At 61.5% G+C, this 20765-nt stretch carries 19 protein-coding genes; 7 read left to right on the top strand and 12 right to left on the bottom strand.

Going from position 1 to position 20765, the window contains the following annotated elements; translation table 11 throughout:
• Nucleotides 1–91 precede the first annotated feature (91 nt).
• The 5 genes from V1277_RS33480 to V1277_RS33460 all read right to left on the bottom strand — a co-directional run bounded on the left by V1277_RS33480 (nt 92) and on the right by V1277_RS33460 (nt 7121).
• Complete coding sequence (locus V1277_RS33480) at nt 92–1147, bottom strand: PIN domain-containing protein (RefSeq protein ID WP_334419999.1); 1056 nt, start codon at nt 1145–1147, stop codon at nt 92–94.
• Between the two features lie 27 nt (nt 1148–1174).
• The gene (locus V1277_RS33475) at nt 1175–1537 is read right to left on the bottom strand and encodes a hypothetical protein (RefSeq protein WP_334419998.1); all 363 of its coding nucleotides are present in this window, start codon (nt 1535–1537) and stop codon (nt 1175–1177) included.
• A gap of 4 nt (nt 1538–1541) precedes the next feature.
• Entirely contained in the window at nt 1542–1925 is a 384-nt protein-coding gene (locus V1277_RS33470; RefSeq protein WP_334419996.1) for a hypothetical protein, read from the bottom strand.
• 10 nt (nt 1926–1935) lie between these two features.
• Nucleotides 1936–3312 (bottom strand): hypothetical protein, encoded by a 1377-nt coding sequence (locus V1277_RS33465; RefSeq protein ID WP_334419995.1) that lies wholly within the window; start codon nt 3310–3312, stop codon nt 1936–1938.
• A 62-nt stretch (nt 3313–3374) separates the two neighbouring features.
• Complete coding sequence (locus tag V1277_RS33460; protein WP_334419993.1) at nt 3375–7121, bottom strand: vitamin B12-dependent ribonucleotide reductase; 3747 nt, start codon at nt 7119–7121, stop codon at nt 3375–3377.
• 733 nt (nt 7122–7854) lie between these two features.
• Here V1277_RS33460 and V1277_RS33455 point away from each other — a divergent pair.
• Together V1277_RS33455 and V1277_RS33450 are read left to right on the top strand one after the other, a co-directional pair.
• Complete coding sequence (locus tag V1277_RS33455; protein ID WP_334419992.1) at nt 7855–8754, top strand: DMT family transporter; 900 nt, start codon at nt 7855–7857, stop codon at nt 8752–8754.
• A gap of 119 nt (nt 8755–8873) precedes the next feature.
• Nucleotides 8874–9938 (top strand): ketopantoate reductase family protein, encoded by a 1065-nt coding sequence (locus V1277_RS33450; protein WP_334419991.1) that lies wholly within the window; start codon nt 8874–8876, stop codon nt 9936–9938.
• A gap of 70 nt (nt 9939–10008) precedes the next feature.
• Here V1277_RS33450 and V1277_RS33445 read toward each other — a convergent pair whose 3' ends face one another.
• The 3 genes from V1277_RS33445 to V1277_RS33435 all read right to left on the bottom strand — a co-directional run bounded on the left by V1277_RS33445 (nt 10009) and on the right by V1277_RS33435 (nt 13108).
• Nucleotides 10009–10347 (bottom strand): HNH endonuclease, encoded by a 339-nt coding sequence (locus tag V1277_RS33445; RefSeq protein WP_334419990.1) that lies wholly within the window; start codon nt 10345–10347, stop codon nt 10009–10011.
• 103 nt (nt 10348–10450) lie between these two features.
• Nucleotides 10451–12685, bottom strand: coding sequence for a CHASE3 domain-containing protein (locus V1277_RS33440; protein WP_334419989.1), 2235 nt, complete (start codon nt 12683–12685; stop codon nt 10451–10453).
• 15 nt (nt 12686–12700) lie between these two features.
• Nucleotides 12701–13108, bottom strand: a complete 408-nt coding sequence (locus V1277_RS33435; RefSeq protein WP_334420527.1) for a response regulator — start codon at nt 13106–13108, stop codon at nt 12701–12703.
• Between the two features lie 180 nt (nt 13109–13288).
• On the opposite strand from V1277_RS33435, the gene V1277_RS33430 reads away from it, so the two are divergent.
• Nucleotides 13289–14194 carry a DMT family transporter gene (locus tag V1277_RS33430; RefSeq protein WP_334419988.1) on the top strand — a complete coding sequence of 302 codons (906 nt, stop codon included), beginning with the start codon at nt 13289–13291 and terminating at the stop codon, nt 14192–14194.
• Nucleotides 14195–14281: 87 nt separating this feature from the next.
• Here V1277_RS33430 and V1277_RS33425 read toward each other — a convergent pair whose 3' ends face one another.
• Entirely contained in the window at nt 14282–14965 is a 684-nt protein-coding gene (locus V1277_RS33425) for a BA14K family protein (protein WP_334419987.1), read from the bottom strand.
• Between the two features lie 256 nt (nt 14966–15221).
• Here V1277_RS33425 and V1277_RS33420 point away from each other — a divergent pair, with 256 nt between their 5' ends.
• The 3 genes from V1277_RS33420 to V1277_RS33410 all read left to right on the top strand — a co-directional run bounded on the left by V1277_RS33420 (nt 15222) and on the right by V1277_RS33410 (nt 16922).
• A complete protein-coding gene (locus V1277_RS33420; RefSeq protein ID WP_028346327.1) occupies nt 15222–15632 on the top strand; it encodes an NADH:ubiquinone oxidoreductase subunit NDUFA12 in 411 nt (136 codons plus the stop codon).
• Between the two features lie 73 nt (nt 15633–15705).
• The gene (locus V1277_RS33415) at nt 15706–16149 is read left to right on the top strand and encodes a MarR family winged helix-turn-helix transcriptional regulator (RefSeq protein ID WP_334419986.1); all 444 of its coding nucleotides are present in this window, start codon (nt 15706–15708) and stop codon (nt 16147–16149) included.
• Nucleotides 16150–16217: 68 nt separating this feature from the next.
• A complete protein-coding gene (locus V1277_RS33410; protein WP_334419985.1) occupies nt 16218–16922 on the top strand; it encodes a hypothetical protein in 705 nt (234 codons plus the stop codon).
• Nucleotides 16923–17415: 493 nt separating this feature from the next.
• Here V1277_RS33410 and V1277_RS33405 read toward each other — a convergent pair whose 3' ends face one another.
• Nucleotides 17416–18120 carry a DJ-1/PfpI family protein gene (locus tag V1277_RS33405; protein ID WP_334419984.1) on the bottom strand — a complete coding sequence of 235 codons (705 nt, stop codon included), beginning with the start codon at nt 18118–18120 and terminating at the stop codon, nt 17416–17418.
• 142 nt (nt 18121–18262) lie between these two features.
• Here V1277_RS33405 and V1277_RS33400 point away from each other — a divergent pair, with 142 nt between their 5' ends.
• Complete coding sequence (locus V1277_RS33400; protein ID WP_334420526.1) at nt 18263–19201, top strand: GlxA family transcriptional regulator; 939 nt, start codon at nt 18263–18265, stop codon at nt 19199–19201.
• A gap of 14 nt (nt 19202–19215) precedes the next feature.
• On the opposite strand, the gene V1277_RS33395 is transcribed toward V1277_RS33400, so the two are convergent.
• Complete coding sequence (locus tag V1277_RS33395; protein WP_334419983.1) at nt 19216–19701, bottom strand: hypothetical protein; 486 nt, start codon at nt 19699–19701, stop codon at nt 19216–19218.
• Between the two features lie 179 nt (nt 19702–19880).
• The gene (locus V1277_RS33390) at nt 19881–20723 is read right to left on the bottom strand and encodes an endonuclease/exonuclease/phosphatase family protein (protein WP_334419982.1); all 843 of its coding nucleotides are present in this window, start codon (nt 20721–20723) and stop codon (nt 19881–19883) included.
• Between the last annotated feature and the right edge of the window lie 42 nt (nt 20724–20765).

Raw genomic sequence — 20765 nt, 5'->3', positions numbered from 1 at the left:
AACCGGCCGAATAGGTTTTTCGACGGAACGAAGTTTTCTAGCCGCCGAGTAGCGAGCCGCTAATTACACTCTCAATAGTTTGGCCCATGCGTTAGCGCAGTGTACGATAGATCTCCAGCTCTCTAATTCCAATTTCAATGTTTGGATCAAAATAGAGTTCTTCAATTTCAGAATCAAAGGGATTCAAGAAATTGAAGGCGATTCCAAGCTCTGCCGTAAGTGAGACTGCGATGGACTCGGTCTCAAAGTAGGTGCGTCCTCGCTCGTACCCGGACCTAAAAAAGTCACTACCAAATGATAGTTCGAGCTCAATGTCGATTTGGACGTCGAACTGGATTTCACAAGTAAACCCGGTGGAGCGCTGCGTTAACACGTTAAGTTCAGTGACGTCTAGATTCGATGTGGCGTAGATCGCGCCGTCTGCTTGAATATCGTGATGGTATACCCCGCCATACGGATTTAAGACTGTTACTTTCTTCCCGCGGAGGGCGCGATGAAGCTCGTCGTTCAACGAAGCATTCTCTTTGACGAATGTAAGAAGTTCGTCGTGAATCCTTCGAGTGACTGTAGCTTTCGATATGATTTCGCTGATTGTCTCAGCGTGAAGAAGTACGTCGTCGGAGCAGGCTTTCAGGTCTGGGTCACCCGAGACAATGTAAGCTTTGCAAAATTTGCGATTGCACCACCTGCGGATTGACTGAACAACAGCCGCGTCGGGAAATTCGGCCTTCTTTTTTTCGCTAAACGGTGGCTTTTGGCGAAAGTAATCGTCAAAGAGGGTCGTGATGTCGACGTCAAGCGGTATCTCGATAGCTTGAGATTTTAGAAGAAAATCGTCGAACAGGTTATCCAAATGCTCGATTGATTCTGGAGCAAGTGCTCTCTGAACGGTCGTCCCCGCGTCCAGTTGAGCGAGCAGAACTTCGTACTTTTTGAGAGCGCTACCTGCGTTACTTAGGTGCTCACGTAGCTTGCGCCTGACCTCAGTCTTAGTGATGATTGTCGTTAGCAGCTTTACGTGGTTGGACGCGGCCAATTCCTGAAAGCGGGCAAGCGCTTTTGAATTCCAATCAAATTTCTCGCGAACAAATGCCTCGGTGTCCAGAAACACGAACTTTGTTTCGAGATGGGTGTTTGGCTCGATCATTTGAAGGCGCCCATCGTCGATCAGCGGTCAAACCATGTCTTTCGAAATGGCCCAAGTGTGCCCATGATGTCCTAGGTAGCGGTAGTACTTCGATCTAAATGATTTCATAGCCGCGACAGCTTGGCTGAGAATCAGTACGACGTCGCTATTCTGGGGAAGATCATCCTCATCCAACAAGTCGAGATAGGCGCGGGTAGGTTCTCTTTCTACTATATCTAAAATATCCCGCAGGAGCCGATTAACGATTTCTACCTTTCGCTTGTTCAAAACTCCGTCGGGCTTCTTCTTTGAGAGCTCTTGGAATTCGTCAAACATTGCGTTCAACAGCGGCGTAAGATCATCGTGCTTGGCGGCTTTTTCCGGAGTGGTATGCGCGTCGCTTGAGGGCACAGCTCTACCTATTCGTTAGCTTCCTAGGTGGTGAAGTCTTAATTTGAAATTGCGCGTTATCTACCTTCCAACACCACTTTTCAAACTCGTCGTACTCAATGTTGTCTGCTCTGAACTTCTCAGCGCATTCTATATACTGCGACAGGATGAATGTTACATCGCTATTCGTTGGGAGCTCATCAGTTTCGAACACATCAAAATCCGAGAACGGCTTGTATTTCTGTCCGAAGAACGTGTTGCATTGAGCTAGCACAGCATTCACGAATTTGATCTTGAAGCTGTTTACCGCGTCGTTTGGTGCCTTCTTTGCCAAGGTTGAAATTTCTTCGTAGAGGCTATCTAATTGGCCCTTCAGCTTCTCGAATGTATCTACGTCGTCCCGTTTCATGTGATCAACTCTATGTTGGGCAGGCTCGTCTGAACTCGACATACTTTTTTTTAAGCACTTCGATCGGTAGGCGTTGGCGGCTGTCAAACACCTCGACCATCAACTCAAGGTCTTGATCAGTCAGTGCAATTATGCATCGTCGCTGACCTGACCATAGCTCGATCGTGCTCTTGAACATGGCCCGAGGAAGCTCGTTTCTCGTGAGCAGAATTCCGAACTTGCCAAACTCGTTTGAGAGGTACCGATTTAATTGATTAATGTGGTCTCGTTCGATCCCCTTGACGTTCTTCAACTCCATGACCAGTTGCCGGCTGCCATAGTCATCCAAAATTTCCTTCAGAAAATCTACCGAACGATTGTTGTAGAAAACGAGGTCGCGAATAGTGGCGCCCCCATCAGATCGGACCTGCGTTGTGGCAAAATCGAGCTGAGGGTACATCAGCGATGCCATCAATTGAGACGCTGCTGCTTCAAACTTCTTGTCGGAGGCATCGCTTAGTCCGGTGGGTAGCTTTTTGATGTCTTCTAGCTTTCTTCGAGCCGAAACCACCGGAATCTGTTTGAACAGAGGGTCGTTGTGGCAGTCGGACGCCGTCCTCTCCTTTTGCTTCACATAGCCATCTACCGATCCGTAGTTGTCCCTGTTGTAGAGCAAGACTTGCACTCGTTCGTCTGAACCGAGCTTGTTGACAACGTCGTCCTTTGGGCATGCGGTCGAAAAATAATCTTCGAAATTTATCCAAGGAACAAAGCGTAGCCAGCGTTTTGGGACGAGCAGAATTGGCCTACCAGTTTCTGGATTTGTCGGCGCTTCAACTTCAACATTTTGAGTGAACTTTTGGCTCTTGTAGTCATACAGGAAGCCGAGACGGGCCTTCTGTAGAGGGAGCCCGAGCCGAAGAGACTGTTCGATCGTGTAGTCAATGAGAAACGATTTCAAAAAATTGCAGACGATGTCTGACACGCGGTCTTTTGAGATGCCGTCGACATAAAGCTGAATTTCTTCAAAATGCACGAACCCAGATTCTCGGTACGGATTGATTCGCTTGAACAGCTCGAGAATCTGATTTGCAGTATTCGCGCCTATGCGCTTCCCTTTGCGCGTTGCCGATGTTCCAAACCCGACCTCGTCGCATTCCGAGGCTACGATCAAGTTTTGGGCGGCTTCGGATTCTCGTCCCTTCTTGGCTAGCCAACCCTGGTGATTGAACGAATTAACGAGAGCGGTGTGTAGGGCTTGATCTTGCTGCGAAGGTGACCGCCAAAGTAAGAAGGGATCAACGTAAAGGGGAATATCCTCGTCTAGGAAAGGTATGGCGAAATCGACTTCGGCCTGCGCTGCGGAGATGCCGTGAAAATCGGTTAAACGTGGTCGAACGAGCGTCATGGCAAATCAGAAAAGACGAGGGGCGGCTGATGCCGCCCCTGATTTTTCCTCTGAGAGCAACCTCATGAACACCCCGTCGTGGACCCGCACGTATCGCACTTCATGCAGGTCCCATTCCGCACCAGCGTGAAGTTGCCGCACTCCGAGCACATCTCGCCTTCGTAGCCCTTGGCTTTCGCCTCAGCCCGGCGTTCGGCCTTGCTGGGCGCGACCGCGACTGCGGCGCTGCCGGCCTTGCTCCATTGCATGGCTCCCAGCTTTTCTGTCGGCGACAGATCGTGCTGGGACTCCTGCCTTAAGGCGACGGCGCCTTCGTGCGCGTCGGAGGCGCGGGCGCTGGGGCCGTGGCCGGCGATTGCGGTGACGTTGTGGGAGCCGCGGGCATCCGCATCGCCGCCGCGCATGACGACGAGGTTATCCGTGCGCGAGCGGGTCAGGCCCTTGGACAGATACTTTGTGGCCTGCTGGCCCTGGTCGGACGGCTCCTTGCCTTCCTCGACGCCCTTGCCGAGCGCGTCGAAATTCGACTCGGTCGGATCGACATGGGCGAGATCGAAGCGCGACATGTAGCTGACCGCGAGCTCGCGGAACACATAGTCGAGGATCGAGGTCGCGTACTTGATGGAGTCGTTGCCCTGCACGGGGCCCGCCGGCTCGAAACGGGTGAAGGTGAAGGCGTCGACATATTCCTCCAGCGGCACGCCGTATTGCAGGCCGAGCGACACGGCGATGGCAAAGTTGTTAATGAAGGAGCGGAGCGCCGCGCCTTCCTTGTGCATGTCGATGAAGATCTCGCCGAGACGGCCGTCGTCATACTCGCCGGTGCGCAAGTAGACCTTGTGGCCGCCGACCACCGCCTTCTGGGTATAGCCCTTGCGGCGATCCGGCATCTTCTCGCGTTCGCGCATCACGACGATGCGCTCGACCAGCTTCTCGACGATCTTTTCCGAGACCTGCGCGGTGCGCGCGGCCATCGGCTTCTCGTAGAGCGCCTCCACCGCATCGTCCTCGTCGTCATCATCGGCGATGAGCTGCGAGTTCAAGGGCTGGCTCAGCTTCGAGCCGTCGCGGTAGAGCGCGTTGGCCTTCAGCGCGAGCTTCCAGGACAGGAGATACGCCGCCTTACAGTCCTCGACGGTGGCGTCGTTCGGCATGTTGATGGTCTTCGAGATCGCGCCCGAGATGAACGGCTGCGAGGCCGCCATCATGCGGATGTGGCTCTCGACCGAGAGATAGCGCTTGCCGATCTTGCCGCAGGGGTTGGCGCAGTCGAACACTGGATAGTGCTCGGCCTTCAGGTGCGGGGCGCCTTCCACCGTCATCGCACCGCAGATGTGCACGTTCGCGGCTTCGATCTCGCGTTTGCTGAAGCCGAGGGCGGCGAGCAGGTCGAAGCCGGGAGCTGCGATCGTCTCGGCTGAGAGGTTCAGCGTGTCGCGCAGGAAATCCTCGCCAAAGGTCCACTTGTTGAAGGCGAACTTGATGTCGAACGCGGTCGGCAGCGCCTTTTCCACCTTGGCCAGCGCTTCATCCGTGAAGCCTTTGGCCTTGAGGGTGGTGAGGTTGATGCCGGGCGCGTTGGAGAGCGAGCCGTGGCCGACGGCGTAGGCCTCGATCTCCGCGATATGCGCTTCGCTGTAGCCGAGCGCGCGCAGCGCCTCGGGGACGGCCTGGTTGATGATCTTCCAGTAGCCGCCGCCGGCGAGCTTCTTGAATTTCACCAGCGCGAAGTCAGGCTCGATGCCGGTGGTGTCGCAATCCATCACGAGGCCAATGGTGCCGGTCGGCGCCACGACGGTCGTCTGCGCGTTGCGGAAACCGTTGGCTTCGCCGAGCGCCAGCGCGTCGTCCCAGGCTTTGGTCGCATGCGCGATGACGTCTCCTTGCGGGCAGGAGGCGTGGTCGAGCGGCACCGGGTTGACCGACAGCGCTTCATAGCCCGAGGCGTGGCCGTGCGCGGCGCGGCGGTGGTTGCGGATCACGCGCAGCATGTGCTGGGTGTTCTTCTTGTAGCCGGGGAAGGTGCCGAGCTCGGCCGCCATCTCGGCCGAGGTCTTGTAGGCGATACCGGTCATCACGGCGGTCAGCGCGCCGCACAGCGAACGGCCTTCCTTCGAGTCATAGGGCAGGCCCATGGTCATCAGGAGGCCGCCGATATTGGCAAAGCCCAGGCCCAGCGTGCGGAACTCGTAGGAGAGTTCGGCGATCGCCTTCGAGGGGAATTGCGCCATCATCACGGAGATTTCGAGCACGATGGTCCAGAGCCGGCACAGGTGCTCATAGGCCTCGACGTCGAAACGCTTGGTCGTGGTCGAATAGAACGTCAGCAGGTTCGCGGAGGCGAGGTTGCACGCCGTGTCGTCCAGGAACATGTATTCCGAGCACGGGTTCGACGCGCGAATGTCGCCGGACGCCTTGCAGGTGTGCCAGTCGTTCATCGTGGTGTTGAAGTGCAGGCCGGGATCGGCCGAGGCCCAAGCGGCGTGGCCGATCTTCTCCCAGAGCTCGCGCGCCTTGAGAGTCTTGGTGATCTTCTTGTTGGTGCGGCCGATCAGATTCCACTCGCCATCGGTTTCGACGGCGCGGAGGAAGTCGTCCTTCAGCGAGACCGAGTTGTTGGAGTTCTGGCCGGAGACGGTCAGGTAGGCTTCCGAATCCCAATCGGTGTCGTAGATCGGGAAGTCGATGTCCTTGTAGCCCTGCTTCGCAAACTGGATCACCCGCTTGATGTAGTTGTCGGGCACCAGCGCGCGGCGCGCGAGCTTGATCTCGCGGCGCAGCGCCGGGTTCTTCTCGGGGTCGAAGCAGTCGTCGCCGGAGCCTTCGCAGTTCACGCAGGCCTTCAGCACGGCTTTCAGGTGCTTCTGGTTGATCTTGGAGCCGGTGACGAGGGCGGCGACCTTCTGCTCCTCCTTCACCTTCCAGTCGATATAGGTCTCGATGTCGGGGTGATCGACATCGACCACGACCATCTTGGCCGCGCGGCGCGTGGTGCCGCCGCTCTTGATCGCGCCCGCGGCACGGTCGCCGATCTTGAGGAAAGACATCAGGCCGGAGGAACGGCCGCCGCCGGACAGGCGCTCGCCTTCGCCGCGCAGGCGCGAGAAGTTGGAGCCGGTGCCGGAGCCGTATTTGAACAGGCGCGCCTCACGGACCCAGAGGTCCATGATGCCGCCCTCGTTGACGAGGTCGTCCTCGATGCCCTGGATGAAGCAGGCGTGCGGCTGCGGATGCTCGTAGGCCGATTTCGACTTGGTCAGCTTGCCGGTCTTCCAGTCGACGTAATAGTGGCCCTGGCCGGGACCATCGATGCCGTAAGCCCAATGAAGCCCGGTGTTGAACCATTGCGGCGAGTTCGGCGCGACCATCTGTTTGGCGAGCTGGTAGCGCAGCTCGTCGTAAAACGCCTGGGCGTCTTCATCGCTGGAGAAATAGCCGCCCTTCCAGCCCCAATAGGTCCAGCAGCCGGCGAGGCGATCGAACACCTGCTTGGCGCTGGTCTCGCCGACATAGCGCTCGCTTTCAGGCAGCAGGGCGAGCGCCTCGGTGTCCGGCACCGAGCGCCACAGCCACGACGGGACGGTCTCTTCCTCGACCTTCTTCAGGCGCGCGGCGACGCCGGCCTTGCGAAAATACTTCTGGGCCAGGACGTCGGAGGCGACCTGCGACCAGAACTGGGGCACTTCGACGTTCTCAAGCCGAAACACGACCGAACCGTCGGGGTTGCGGATCTCCGATGTCGTCAGCCTGAAATCAATCCCTGCATAGGGTGACTGGCCGGAAGTGGTGTTGCGCCGTTCGATTCGCATAGTTGTCGTGCCCCGTCTTGCCCGGTCCGCATTTCCTGCGGTTGCCGGATGTTTCTGTGAGCGAACTTTCGGCACCAAGGTTGAAGGCAACCTTGGGCCTGAGATCCGCAAGCTCTACCGGTGAACCCGGCCCTGTTTCTGTCTTCGCCACCCCAAGGGCTCGTCCCGCCTTTCGGCAAGGCCAGCCCCTTCCAACTCAACGCCGCGCGTCGTCGCCTTGAGCCATTCGGCTCGTTTTTTAAGACCCGGATCGCCCCCGAATTTTGGGCAGACAAGCCCTCGATCCGTGCCTCAACCGGCTGACGGAGTGCTCGTTCGGAACCCATTTGGGAGCGATCGGCGGGACCCAGAACTTAACTCGCGCCGTCCAGCAATAAGGCTAGGCCAAACCCGTTGCGCCCGTCAAGGAGTAGTACGAGTTCCTGAATCAAATACTAAATATGGTGGAAAGTGAGGGATAACAGGGGGTGTTCCCGCGCCTGTGATGGTGCCAAGTATCGGTGAGTCCTCAGGGATTCCCAACCCAAAAATTTGTTCCTCGCATGTGGAAACAGGCTTCGTCCCGCTGTTCACAGGGCAGGTATTTTTTCTCCCTTCGGGATTGCGTTCGAAAGACTCACGTAACGCTACGGAGCGGGGAGGGCTGGCATGTCCGCGAGCCCGTGGTCGCGCCCGCCGATAAGCGGCAAGGTGAGGGCCGATTCCACCGCTTTTCCGTCCCTTGCCGGGCTCCATGACAGAATCAAAACCGACCAGCGCGCCGATGCGGATCGCGCCCGCAGGCCTGATGTTCCTCGCCATCACCTCGGTGGGCTGGGGCTTTAACTGGCCCGTCACGAAGTATCTCCTGAGCGAGCTGCCGCCGCTGACGCTGCGGGGCTCGACCGGCGTGATCGGCGCGGCGCTCCTGGCCGTGCTGGCGCTGGCGCGCTCGCAAAGCCTCAAGGTCGAGCGGCATTTGTGGCCGCGGCTGATGCTCTCGGCGCTACTCAACGTCACGGGCTGGATGGTGCTGATGGGGCTGGCGCTGTTGTGGCTGCCGGCCAGCGAAGCGGCGCTGATCGCCTACACCATGCCGGTCTGGGCCTCGCTCTTGGCCTGGCCGGTGCTCGGCGAGCGGCCGACTATTCTGCGCACGGTGGCGCTGGTGATGGCGTTCGCGGGCCTCGCCGCGATCATGGGCGGCAACGGGTTTAGCGCGACCGCCGCAAAACTGCCGGGCATGGTGATGGCGCTGGGTGGCGCGTTCGGCTTTGCGCTCGGCACGGTGCTGGCGAAAAAGCTGCCGGTGCCGCTGCCGCCGATCCCGGCCGCGGCCTGGCAGATCGGGCTCGGCTGTTTCCCGATCGTCATTATCGGTCTCGCTGTCGAGACCACGCATATCGATGATGTGACGGGGCTCGGCTGGTGGCTCCTGATCTATTCCACCGTGATCCAGTTCTGCATCGCCTATGTGAGCTGGTTCGCCGCGCTCGCGCGCCTGCCGGCATCAGTCGCGGCGATCGGCACCATGGCGGTGCCGGTGATCGGCGTCGTCGCCTCCGCCATCGCACTCGGCGAGCCGCTTGGCCTGATCCAGATCGCGGCGCTGGTGTTTACGCTGGCCGGCGTCGTGCTGGCGACAAGGTCGTAAAGGCCAGTCTATCCGATTGTAATGGCTGCCGGTTTGCAGTAGGCATCGGGACGATCAATTCTGGTATAATGGGTGCCAGACCCATATAGGGGCCTGGTTTTATCTGTGAAAGAGAGAGTATGGCGCGCAACATTTTGATCCTGGGGGCTTCGTATGGCTCCTTGCTGGCGACGAAGCTTTTGATGGCGGGTCACAACGTGACCCTGGTCTGCCGGAAGAAGACGGCCGAGCTCATCAACCGCGACGGCACCGAAGTACGCATCAAGCTGCGCGACGAGGCGGTGCACCGCGCGATCTTTTCGCGCGACCTGCCGGGCAAACTGGATGCGACCACGCCCGCCGAGGTCGATCTTTCCCGCTACGACCTGGTCGGTCTTGCGATGCAGGAGCCGCAATACACCAACCACACGATCCGCGTTCTGATGATCAAGATCGCCGAGGCGAAGCTGCCTTGTCTGTCGATCATGAACATGCCGCCGTTACCCTATCTCAAGCGGATCCCGGCGCTGGCGGACATGGACCTCGAGGAGGCCTATACCAACGCGCAGGTGTGGGAACGCTTCCAGCCGGGGTTGGTGACGCTGTGCTCGCCCGATCCGCAGGCCTTCCGTCCGCCGGAAGAGGCGGCAAACGTGCTGCATGTCGGCCTGCCGACCAACTTCAAGGCGGCGGCCTTTGCCGACGAGAAGCACAACAAGCTGCTTCGCGAGCTGGAAGCTGACATCGATGCGGTGACGCTGGATGGCCACGACGTCCCGGTGAAGCTGAAAGTGTTCGACTCGCTGTTCGTGCCGCTCGCCAAATGGTCGATGCTGCTGACCGGCAATTACCGCTGCATCACGCCGAACGATCCGCAGTCGATCCGCGACGCCGTGCATGGCGACCTGAAACTGTCGCAGTCGATCTACGATCACGTCGACGGTATCGCACGGCGCCTGGGCGCCGATCCGCAGGACCAGGTGCCGTTCGGGAAGTATGCCAAGGCGGCCGAAAGCCTGCTCAAGCCGTCATCGGCGGCCCGTGCGGTCGCCGCCGGCGCGCCGTTCATCGAGCGCGTCGACCTGCTCGTGAAGCTGATCTCGCACCAGCTCGGCGCGCCCAGCGCCGAGATCGACCGCACCGTCGAGATCGTCGATCAGAAGCTGAACGAGAAGATCGTGGCGGGGGGATCGGGGGCGCAGTAGACGGGTGGGCTTCGGGCGCTGCAGCAGAACTCGACATTGATCAGCGCCGACCCGGCCCTTCTGGTGCGGATCATGCCTCTACGGCAACTTGTTTCACCAATTCGGGAATAAGCTGCTTGAGCTTGCCGTGACTGATCAGCGGCGAAGCGGCGATCTCGGCGAGGCGCTGTTCGACGTGGCGCCACTGATTGGTCTCGCGCGGGTCGGTGTCGCCCTTGGCGAGATTGCAGGGGTAGCAGGACAGCACACGGTTGCTCCTGCCATTCAGGCCTCCCTTTGAGAGCGGGATGAAATGGTCGATGCTGGCCTTGATCTTGCCGCCCGTCTTTTGCCGGGAGAGTGCAACGTCGCAGTAGGCGCAGCGTCCGCCCCAATCGAAATAGCAGCGCTTGTAGATCACGTCGGCCATCAGCCTTGGCTCTTCCCCCGAATCTCTTCGCCCAAGCCTCACCCTTTCATACATCAAGTTGGCATTGAAAACGACGCCGCAGGAGGGGAGGCTTGTGCCTTGTTTATCCCGACAGCGCGCGGCGGATCATGTTCGCCAACTGCGACTTCCGGTACGGCTTGGTCAGCAGCAGCACGCCGGGATCGAGGCGGCCCTGGTGCACGATCGCGTTGTCAGTATAGCCGGACGTATATAACACCTTGATGCCGGGCCGGAGCTTCAGCACCTTGTCCGCCAGTTCGCGGCCGGTCATGCCGCCTGGCATGATGACATCGGTGAACAGCAAATCGAACGCCTGACCGCCTTCGATCAGGTTCATCGCCGCCGGTCCGTTGGCGGCGGCCACCGTGCGGTAGCCGAGGCTCTGCAATTGCGCGGTGACGAAGTTGCGCACCAGCGCGTCGTCTTCCACCACCATGATGGTCTCGTTGCCATGCGGCAGCGGCGTTGCCGCCGGCGGCGCGGCCTCGACTTGGCCGCGGGCAGGGGGCAGATAGAGCTTGATCGTGGTGCCGTGGCCGACCTCGCTGTAGATCCGGATGTGCCCGCCGGACTGTTTGACGAAGCCATAGACCATGCTCAAGCCGAGGCCTGAGCCCTTGCCGACCTCCTTGGTGGTGAAGAACGGCTCGAACACCTTGTCCAGTACGTCCTGCGGCATGCCGGCGCCGGTGTCGCTGACCGCGAGCATTACATAGGGACCGGGCTTTGCGTCCGGGTTGGCCTGCGCATAGGCCTCGTCGAGCACGACGTTGCGCGTCTCCAAAAGCAGCTTGCCGCCATTCGGCATCGCATCGCGCGCGTTGATCGCCATGTTGAGCAGGGAGTTGGCGAGCTGCGATGCGTCGATATGGGCAATCGCCACTTCCTGCTCGAGAATGGAGTTGACCTCGACCTGCTCGCCGAGCGTCGGTCGAAGCAGTTTTGCGATATCGAGCAGGGTCGCGTTGATGTCGACATTGCGCGGCTGCAACGGCTGGCGGCGGGCGAAGGCGAGCAGATGCTGGATCAGCTCGCTGCAGCGCTCCGCCGCCTGGTCGATCAGTTCGGCGGTCTTCTGCAACGCCGGCTCGTGCGCAAGGTTGGCTACCAGCGTTTCGGTGGTGCCGGTGATCACGGTCAGCATGTTGTTGAAGTCGTGCGCGACGCCGCCGGTGAGCTTGCCGATGGCGTCGAGCTTTTGCGCCTGCTGCAGCTTGTGCTCGGTTTCGCGCGACCCCGTGATGTCGTGGTAGACCAGCGCCGCGCCGCTGATGGCGCCCGAGGCATCGCGCAGCGGCCGGCCGCTGATCACGAGGTGAACCGGCGGATTGCCGCCAACCGGGCGCAACACGATCTCGCTGGCGTCGAACGCTTCGCCGCGCAGCGCGCGCGAGGCGGGCATGTCGCGGACTGGTAGCGGCGTGACACCGTCGGCATGGAAAACCGCGCTGAGCGACCGCAAGTGCTCGACCGTCATGCCCGGCCGGTAGCGCAGCATCTTCTCGGCGGCCGGGTTCGAGAGCAAAACCTCGCCCCTGGTGTCGATGACGAGCACGGCCTCCGCCATGCTGTGAAAGGTGCTGCGCAAGACGGCGGCCGAAAGCCTGAGTTCCTCATGCGCGGCGACCAGGTGCTCGGTGCGCTCGGCGACCGCGGCCTCCAGCGCCTCGTTGGTGGCCTTGGTGGCGCTCAGCGAATCCTGCAGTTCCCGGCGCGAGCGGCGGGTTGAGGCCGTCAGAAGAGTGGCGAGGACCAGAATCAGCAGGACGCCGGCGAGATCGATCGCCAGCAGAAGCGTCCCGTTGGTTTCGGATTCGGCGCGTCTAGCAAAAAGCAGCCTGCGCTCTTCCGCAACCGCTTTCTCGAGGTTTCCGGTGATTGCGGCCGTCGCCGCACGGTCCTCCTGGCTGATAAGCGCCGCGACAGCGGCGCCATCTCCCGCGGTCCGGAGTCTGATCAACTCGCCATTTGCGGCAATCTGCCGCTCGACCAGCGCCTTGGTTTCCTCGATCAGCCGCTTTTCGGTGGGATTATCCTTGACCGCCTCGACCAGTGCCGCCAGCGCCGGCAGGGTCGCGTCGCTGGCCTCGCGGTATTCCCTGGCGAATTCCTGATCGCCCGACAGCGCAAAGGCGCGCGCCGCGCTTTCGGTCCGGCGCAGCAGCGGGCGCATATCCGAGATTTTGCTGAGAATTCCAAGCGCACGGTCGACCGAGGCTGCGTCGGACCGCGACTTGAGGTCGAGACCGATCGAGGCAGCGCCGATAATGAGGAGGATAGCGAGGCCAATTCCAAGAATGATACGCTGCGAGGGCATTGCCAGTTGTTTACTTCACGATTTCGACTGCTGCGCGGAAGCTTTCGGTTTGGTGATGCATTGATTGACCGAGGTCAACAACGCGTCCGGCGTGAACGGTTTGCGCAGGCAGCATGCCGCGCCGAGCTCGATGGTCATCCGCAGGAAATCCGGTGCGCGTTCGGTGTTGGCGAAGGCGTAGCCCGACATCGCGATAACAGGTACATCCGGCTTGCGCTCGTGGAACATCCGGATCGATTCGAAGCCGCGCATATGCGGCATGAACACATCGATCAGCATGACATCGAAATCGGAAGTTTCGAGCGCGCGCATTCCCGCTTCACCACCGTCGGCAACGGTGACCTCGAAACCCCTGCGCGTCAGACAAACCTCGATGGCAACGCACACCATCGGGTCGTCATCGACCACGAGAACGCGCGGCACGATGATTCCTTCTTCCTCGGGCGGCGGCCGGGCGGTCGCGCGTCCCATGTGACGATTAAAGTCGAAACGTCGACAGTCGTCTGCATGGTAGACTGCCCATAAAAATTGCCGAGGGCAATTCTGTTTCGCTGTATCAGAACGATAACAAATTCAACCGCCGGTTCCGGACCTAATCCCGTCATGTCGCCAATCAACCATGCGAGGCGCGCCGCTGCCGCCCGGCTGTCGCCACTCGGACTCATCCTGCTCTCCGTTACGTCAGTGGGGTGGGGCCTCAACTTTCCGATCATGAAACATTTACTGACCGAATGGCCGCCGTTGTCCTCGCGCGGCCTGTGCGGCATCGTCGGCGCTGCGGCATTGGCGCTGTTTGCGCTCGCGCGGCGGCAGAAATTGAGCGTACCGCGTCACATGTGGCTGCGGTTGCTCCTGGTCTCGATGCTCACGATCGGCGGCTGGGTCGCGTTCATGGGGCTGGCGCTATTGTGGCTCAACGCCAGCGAGGCCGCCGTGCTCGGGATATCGATCCCGGTCTGGGTGGCGTTTCTGGCTCGGCCGATCCTCGGCGAGCGGCTGTCGCCGCTCCGCGCCGTCGCGCTGATGGTCGCGCTCGCCGGCATCGCCGTGCTGATTGGCGGCAACGGCATCGAGGCTAGCGTCGAGAAGTTGCCGGGCATCGCCTGCGCGTTGGCAGGCGCTGTGTGCGTTGGGCTTGGCACCGTATTGACCAAGCATTTTCCGCTGGCGATGCCGCCGCTGTCGCTGGCCGCCTGGCAGATCGGGCTGGGCTGCCTGCCGATTGCGATCGTGGGCCTTGTGGTCGAGCAGCCGCAACTGGCTGACCTGTCATCCATCGGCTGGGCGTCGCTGCTCTATATGACGTTGATCCAGTTCTGCCTGTGCTACGTGTGTTGGTTCGCCGCGCTGGAGCGGCTGCCGGCGGCGACGGCCTCGATCGGAACCTTGCTGGTTCCCGTTATCGGGGTGCTTGCAGCGGCGGCGATGCTGCGCGAGCCGCTCGGCCTGCGCGAGGTCGCGGCACTGGTGTTTACGCTTGGCGGCGTCGCGGTGGCGTTGCGCGCCTAGAAAACACTCTAACTCTGGAACGGACAAACTCTGGAACGGAAAGGGCGGCACACCGGAATGTGCCGCCCTTGGATTCACGCTATCGTGCTATTGCGCCGGGCAGGGGTGACGCTGCCCGTCATAGCCGAGATACGTTCCTGATGCCGGATCGTAGGATTTGTACCGCCGCATGCAATACGCCACGGCATCATCGCCGGCGGGGGGTGCCGCGGCGACCACAGTGTCGTCGTCGTAATATGCATAGGAGTCATCGTAGTAGTAGGGACTGCCGTAATAGCCATAGGCCGACCCGATACCGGCTCCGATCGCGAAGCCCGGCCAGAAGCCGCCATGACGGTGGCGGTGATGAAAATGACGGCCGCCGTGCCATCCGCCACCCGCGACGGTACCTCCGCCGACGCCGGGCGCGGGCCGGACAAAGCCGGTTCCGCGGCCTTCCGTACCGGCAACGGCACCAGCCCTGAAGCCGCCGGGACTGCCGGCTGCAACGGCCGCACGGCCACCTCCGCTGGGTGCAACGGCCATGCCGCCACCTCTCATGCCGCCGCCGCCGATAGCTGCACCGCCACCGCCGCCACCTCTCATGCCGCCACCGCCACCGATAGCTGCACCGCCACCGCCGATGGCTGCACCGCCACCGCCGCCCCTGGCGCCGGCGCCACCGCCACCACCGCCTCTATCCTGCGCCTGAACGGCGCTGAGGCTTGGCGCGACCACCGGCAACACAAGCGCCATCGCTGCCGCGGTACTCAAAACCTTTAGACTGATCATTTTAGGCTCCATTTGCGGGATATAGGCCCTAACCCGCTCAAGGGGCGGACGTTCCAGAGCCCGCGCACTGATTGCATGGCGCTCAGCCTGTCGGGTCGGAACTGTATCCGGGATGAACGGATTGCGCCGATTCCGCGACCATGGGCGGGCGGCAAGCCGCCCGTCCGGCAGGGCCGGAATGTCAGCCTCTGTCTGGACAATCCGTCCCGCCGGTGGCATCAGAGCGGCACGATATTCTCGAACCGGCCGAGCTCTCATGAAGCTGTTTCTGCTGAAATTTTTCACTTGGTGGAACGGCCAAACGTTCGGCACGCAATTGTGGACGTGGCGGTTCGGCGAATTGGTCGGCCAGGACGAGCAGGGCAACCGCTACTACCGCACCAAGGGCGGCAAGATCGATCCGACGCTGGGTTTCGAGCGGCGCTGGGTGATCTACAACGGGCTTGCCGAGGCGAGCCGGGTGCCGCCGTCATGGCATGGCTGGCTGCATCACGTTGTCGATACCGCGCCGACCGAAGAGAGCTACACGCCGCGCGAGTGGGAAAAGCCGCACGTGCCGAACCTGACCGGCACGCCCGCCGCCTACCGCCCCTCCGGCTCGACGCTGGCAAGCGGCCGCCGCCCCAAGGCGACCGGCGACTACCAGCCCTGGACGCCAGGAAGCTGACTTCACGGTTATTTTAACACGAAGACCCTCAGCGGCTCTTGCTGACGTAAATAGGTGTAGATACACTTATTTCATGAAGCAGCCGAGTGACTCTGACAGCGCTGACTATATGGCCACCGCCGGCTGTTTCTGCCTGGCATCGCGGCAGGCCGCGCGAAAGATCACGCGGCTCTATGATTCCTACATGCAGGAATCGGGAATTCGGATCACCCAATTCACCATCCTGTCGCAGTTGATGCTGCGAGGGGAAATGCCGATCGGCAGGCTGGCTAGCATTCTCGGCATGGAACGCACCACGCTGACGCGCAACCTGACGCCGCTCGAGCAGCAAGAGTGGATTTCGATCAAGGCGGGCGACGACCCGCGCGCGCGGATGATCGGCATTACCGCGCAGGGCAGAACCGTGGTGCGCCGCAGCTTTCCGTTCTGGTCGAAGGCGCAGGCGCATATCGGCAAGCTGCTCGGTGCTGACGGCCAGGCCGCGCTGAAGCTGTTGGATACCCGGAATTTGGGATGAAACGAACCGGCTTCGGCCGATGCTTCGTTCATCCCAATAGGTGTAACTACACGTAAAGGAGAGATATCATGCTCGACTTCATCGGAACCATCGTGCTCGTTGCTGCAGTCATCGTCAGCATCAATGCGCTTACCGGCGCGATGCCGATCAGCACATCGCAGCGTATCGCCGTTTCCGTCGGCGCCGGTCTGTGGACGGGGCTGGCCGCCGCGCTCGCGGCCGCGAACCAGTTCAGCGGCGCCAGTCCGCTGGGGCCGCTGATGATCGGCACGGTGATTGCGTTTCCGCTGGTCGCCACTGCCATTGCCGCCTCGATTTCCGCGCCGGTGCGCGCGTCGCTGCTCGGGATGCCGATGCCGTTCCTGATCGGTCTCAACGTCTGGCGCGTAGCGGGAGGGTTCTTCATCCTGCTTGCAGCCGAAGGCCGGCTTGGCGGACCATTCCCATATTCGGCAGGTTGGGGTGATATCATCACCGGCGTGCTCGCGTTGCCAGTGGCCTGGCTCGCGCTACGCGGACAGGGCAAAGCGCTGGTCTGGGCCTGGAACGGATTCGGCATGCTTGATCTTGTGGCTGCGATCACGCTCGGCGTCATCTCGGCGAATGGCTCGCCGCTGCAGATGATCCACGCCGGATCGGGCTCGGAAGCGGTGCAGATGCTGCCGTGGTCGCTGATCCCGACCGTGCTGGTGCCGATGTTCCTTATTGTGCACGCCGTCATTTTCAGGCAACTGGCCCGCGCCAGCCAGGGCGCGGAGGCCTCGCAACGATGATGATGCGCGTGCTCGGTCATCCGCGCTTGCGTTGCGACGTGTTTGGTCTTGCTCCAGGTCTGTGAATAACGGGATCAGCGGGGACATCCGCCGCAGCCGTCTTGCGCCATCCGCGTTATCGCGGCTCAATGTAGTCATCTTACGGAGATGGGAAACCATCGCGTCGGTGTCGGGCTCCAGTCGCGACTGCCCCGATTTGCAGCGGTCACCGAGTAGGACACGGCCGGGAGATAGGCCCCCGGTGCAGAGGTTCTGAAATCGCCCGCTAATGTGTGGCTGCCGTAGGACAGGAAAGGCCGTCTGGGAAACCAGGCGGCCTTTTTCTTTTGCGCCAAACGCCAGAGGTGCCTGCACCGGAGGTTCGTGTCCCGGACGCGGTGCAGCGTTCTTCACGCTGCGCCGCAGAGCCGGGACCTATTCAGATGGGTCCCGGCTCTGCGTCGCGTCACTTCGTGCCGCGCCGCGTCCGGGACACGAGTGCAGTGGCACAACGCTACCCTAGCCGTGCGGCAGCGCGATCGATCATTTCGCCGCGGCGGATCTGCGCTTGCGCAATCCTGTCCTTCATGAAGGCAAGCACTTCCGGCGGTGCGGTGTCGGGTGAGCCGGAATTGAACGGCGGCGCCGGGTTGTATTCGAGCCGGAGCTGGATCGCCTCCGCGGTCTTCTGATCGTGCAGTAGCGAGACCAGCGTCAGCGCGAAATCGATCCCCGCGGTGACGCCGCCTCCGGTGACGCGGTTGCGGTCGACGCAGACGCGCGCCTTGGTCGGGATCGCGCCGAACGCGCTCAGAAAATCCATCGCCGTCCAGTGCGTCGCTGCGCGAAAGCCCTTGAGCAGGCCCGCGGCGCCGAGCACCAGCGATCCCGTACAGACCGAGGTGATGTATTTTGCACCCGGCGCCTGCTTGCGCAGGAAGGCCAGCATCTCCTCGTCGTTGATCATGTCGTCGGTGCCGAATCCGCCCGGCACGCAGATGACGTCGAGCTGCGGACAGTCGGCAAAGGTCGTGGTCGGCGTCAGCACCAGCACGGAATCGCTCGTCACCGGCTCAATCCGTTTCCAGATCAAATGCACGTTGGCGCCGGGCAGACTGGAGAACACCTGCAAGGGACCGGTGAAGTCGAGCTGGGTAACGCGCGGAAACAGCACGAGACCGATCTGAAGTGGCGTGGACGGTTGAGATGGCGCGGACATCGTGACCTCCGGAAAATTTGGCTTGACGAAGGGCATCCTGCCATGGTCGCTTCGTGTCCGAAATGGCATTTTTCCCTCATTTCAGGACATCGCGCTTCAGGACATCTCGTTCCAGGACATCGACCCAAAACAGGCAAGCATCATGATCGGCGTTCTCGTCTTTCCGGATTTCCAGTTGCTCGACGCGGCCGGGCCGATATCGGCGTTCGAGATCGCGGCGCGCTTTGCCGAGGGGGCGCCCACGATCCGGGTTCTGGCGGTGACGCCGGGGCCGGTGCGCTCGTCGTCGGGCGTCGAAATCGTTGCGAGAGGTTTGAAGTCGGCATCTGCGATCACGACCCTGATCGTCGCCGGCGGCGAGGGCGTGCGGCAGGCCGCCGCCTGCGAGAAGACGATCGGCTTCGTGCGCACGATTGCCAAACGCGGCATCCGCATCGCCAGCGTCTGCTCCGGCGCCTATGTCCTCGCAGAAGCCGGCCTGCTCGACGGCCGCCGCGCCACCACGCATTGGCAGCGCACGCGGCATTTTCTGAAAACCTATCCGCAGGTGAAGCTGGAGCCCGATCGCATCTTCGTGCGCGACGGCGACGTATGGACGTCGGCGGGGATATCGGCCGGCATCGATCTGTCGCTGGCGATGATCGCGGAGGACTATGGCGATGAGATCGCGCAGAAGACCGCAAAGCAGCTCGTGCTCTATCACCGCCGCAGCGGCGGCCAGTCGCAATTCTCCTCGCTTCTGGAATTGAAGGCGCCGAATGGCCGCTTCGGGCCGCTGCTGGCCTGGGCGCGCGAAAACCTCGATGCGCCGCTCACCGTCGAGGATCTCGCCGAGCAGGCCGGCATGAGTTCGCGGCATTTCACGCGCGCCTTCATGGCCGAGACCGGCACCACGCCGTCAAAGGCGGTGGAGCGGCTGCGCATCGAGGTGGCACGGCAACGCGTGCAGTCCTCCAGCGAGGCGATCGAGCGCGTCGCGCAGACCACCGGCTTTCGCGACCCCGAGCGGATGCGCCGCGCCTTCATCCGTGCCTTCGGCCAGCCCCCGCAATCGCTGCGTCGCGCGGCACGGGCAGGGTAGGTGAATGGAAGGCGTTACCTCCGGAAATCCACCCGGCCTTGCGCAAAGTAGCCGTCTATTCGCTGATCGCTCACCACCAGGCCGACCCAGGGCACCGTGATCTCCGGGTTGTTCAGGTTGATATACTTGCCCACCAGCCGCCGCGGACCTTCGCGCCGTGCCTCGATCAGTCCCCGGCGCGCGCCGGAATTCCAGTCGAACAACAGGTACACGCGGTCTCCCACGGTTCTTGCTACGCCCCGGCCCTGTTTCCATTTATCGGGGGCATCGCCCGGTATGGTTGGGTCTGCAGCACCCTTCCAGCGGCTCGACCACTCACCATCGATCGTGCTGCGCAGGTAGCTCGCATCTCCAGGACTCCATGGCTTTGCATTCTCGTCGGTGGCGGATTCTTCCGGCATCGTGGTGCGGGCGAACTGCATCACGTCGTCATCACCGGGATTTGGAACGTCCATGACGCCGAAGGGATTTCGGGTCGTCAGATTGCTTTCGGGTTTCATTGACCTTCTCCAACTGCAATCGCCTTGCCTTGGTTCGACGGCACGGCTTGGCTCGTGAGCGTCCGGGATCGCAGGATGAAGGCGTCGCGGCCACCCGATTCCCGAAGGAACCGTGGTGGCGACGTTGCCAGAGCCGATTTCGAACAGTGCCCGGCTGCAAAAGGGCCAGGGTAATCTCCTCACGCGGAGGGAGCGGCGCTGATTTCCAGATCGGCCACGACGCCGAAATGGTCGCTGGGCCAGATGCCGTCGACCGCCAGGTCGAATGCGAGCGAGGCGGCCTGAACCTCGCAGCTCGCGTTCGGGTGGGCATCCCAGGAGCCCACGAACACGTAATCGACCCTGCGCCGATGACGCGGCTGACGGACGATCGTGCCGATCTCCGACTGTGCATTTGGATTGTCGACGCTCCAGGTATACCCCTGACCTTCGCCTGCGACTTCCCAAGCGTCGTGATACTTGACGCTTCGTCCGCCGAGCGACTGAAGTCCGGTGAGGTAGCGAATGCTGGCCGCGTCAGGCGTGGCGTTGAAGTCGCCGGCGATGATGGTGGGAAGCGGCTGCCGGTGGCGCGCGTCGAGATCCGTCAGCGCAACGACCTGCCGTTCCCGGGCCGATTCCGCGGCGAGCCGCCACGAGGTCGTAGCGGCGATGAACAAGAGATCGCCTTCGTCGGGTAGCGGCACCGTTACTGCCAGCGAACACCACGGGACATCGTTCGCATCCGACATGCGCAGATCGAGGACTTCCTCGACGCGATGCGGCCATCGCGTCGCGATGGCGCTTCCGCCAAAACGATCGGCATGGGGCGGGACGGTGCGCAGCACGTCAGCCTGATGCGTTCCATGCAGACCGGTGTCGTGGATCAACTCGTCGAGTTGCGAATGGTCCGGCGATTTGACCACTTCCTGGAATGACACGAGATCGGGAGCCAGCCGGCGCAGTTCCAGATTGATCAAACCGGTTCGTTTCGGATCGCCTTGCCGATTCCAGACGTTGAGCGTGACGACGCGTAGCCGCATCCTCGTAAGCCGGCTTCATGAACGCATCCGGACAACGTCCGC

Origin of the sequence: Bradyrhizobium sp. AZCC 1588 (genome assembly GCF_036924735.1) — a bacterium.
GTDB lineage: Bacteria > Pseudomonadota > Alphaproteobacteria > Rhizobiales > Xanthobacteraceae > Bradyrhizobium.
The sequence above is the reverse complement of the archived record's forward strand: the minus strand, read 5'-3'. Positions and strand labels throughout refer to the sequence as shown.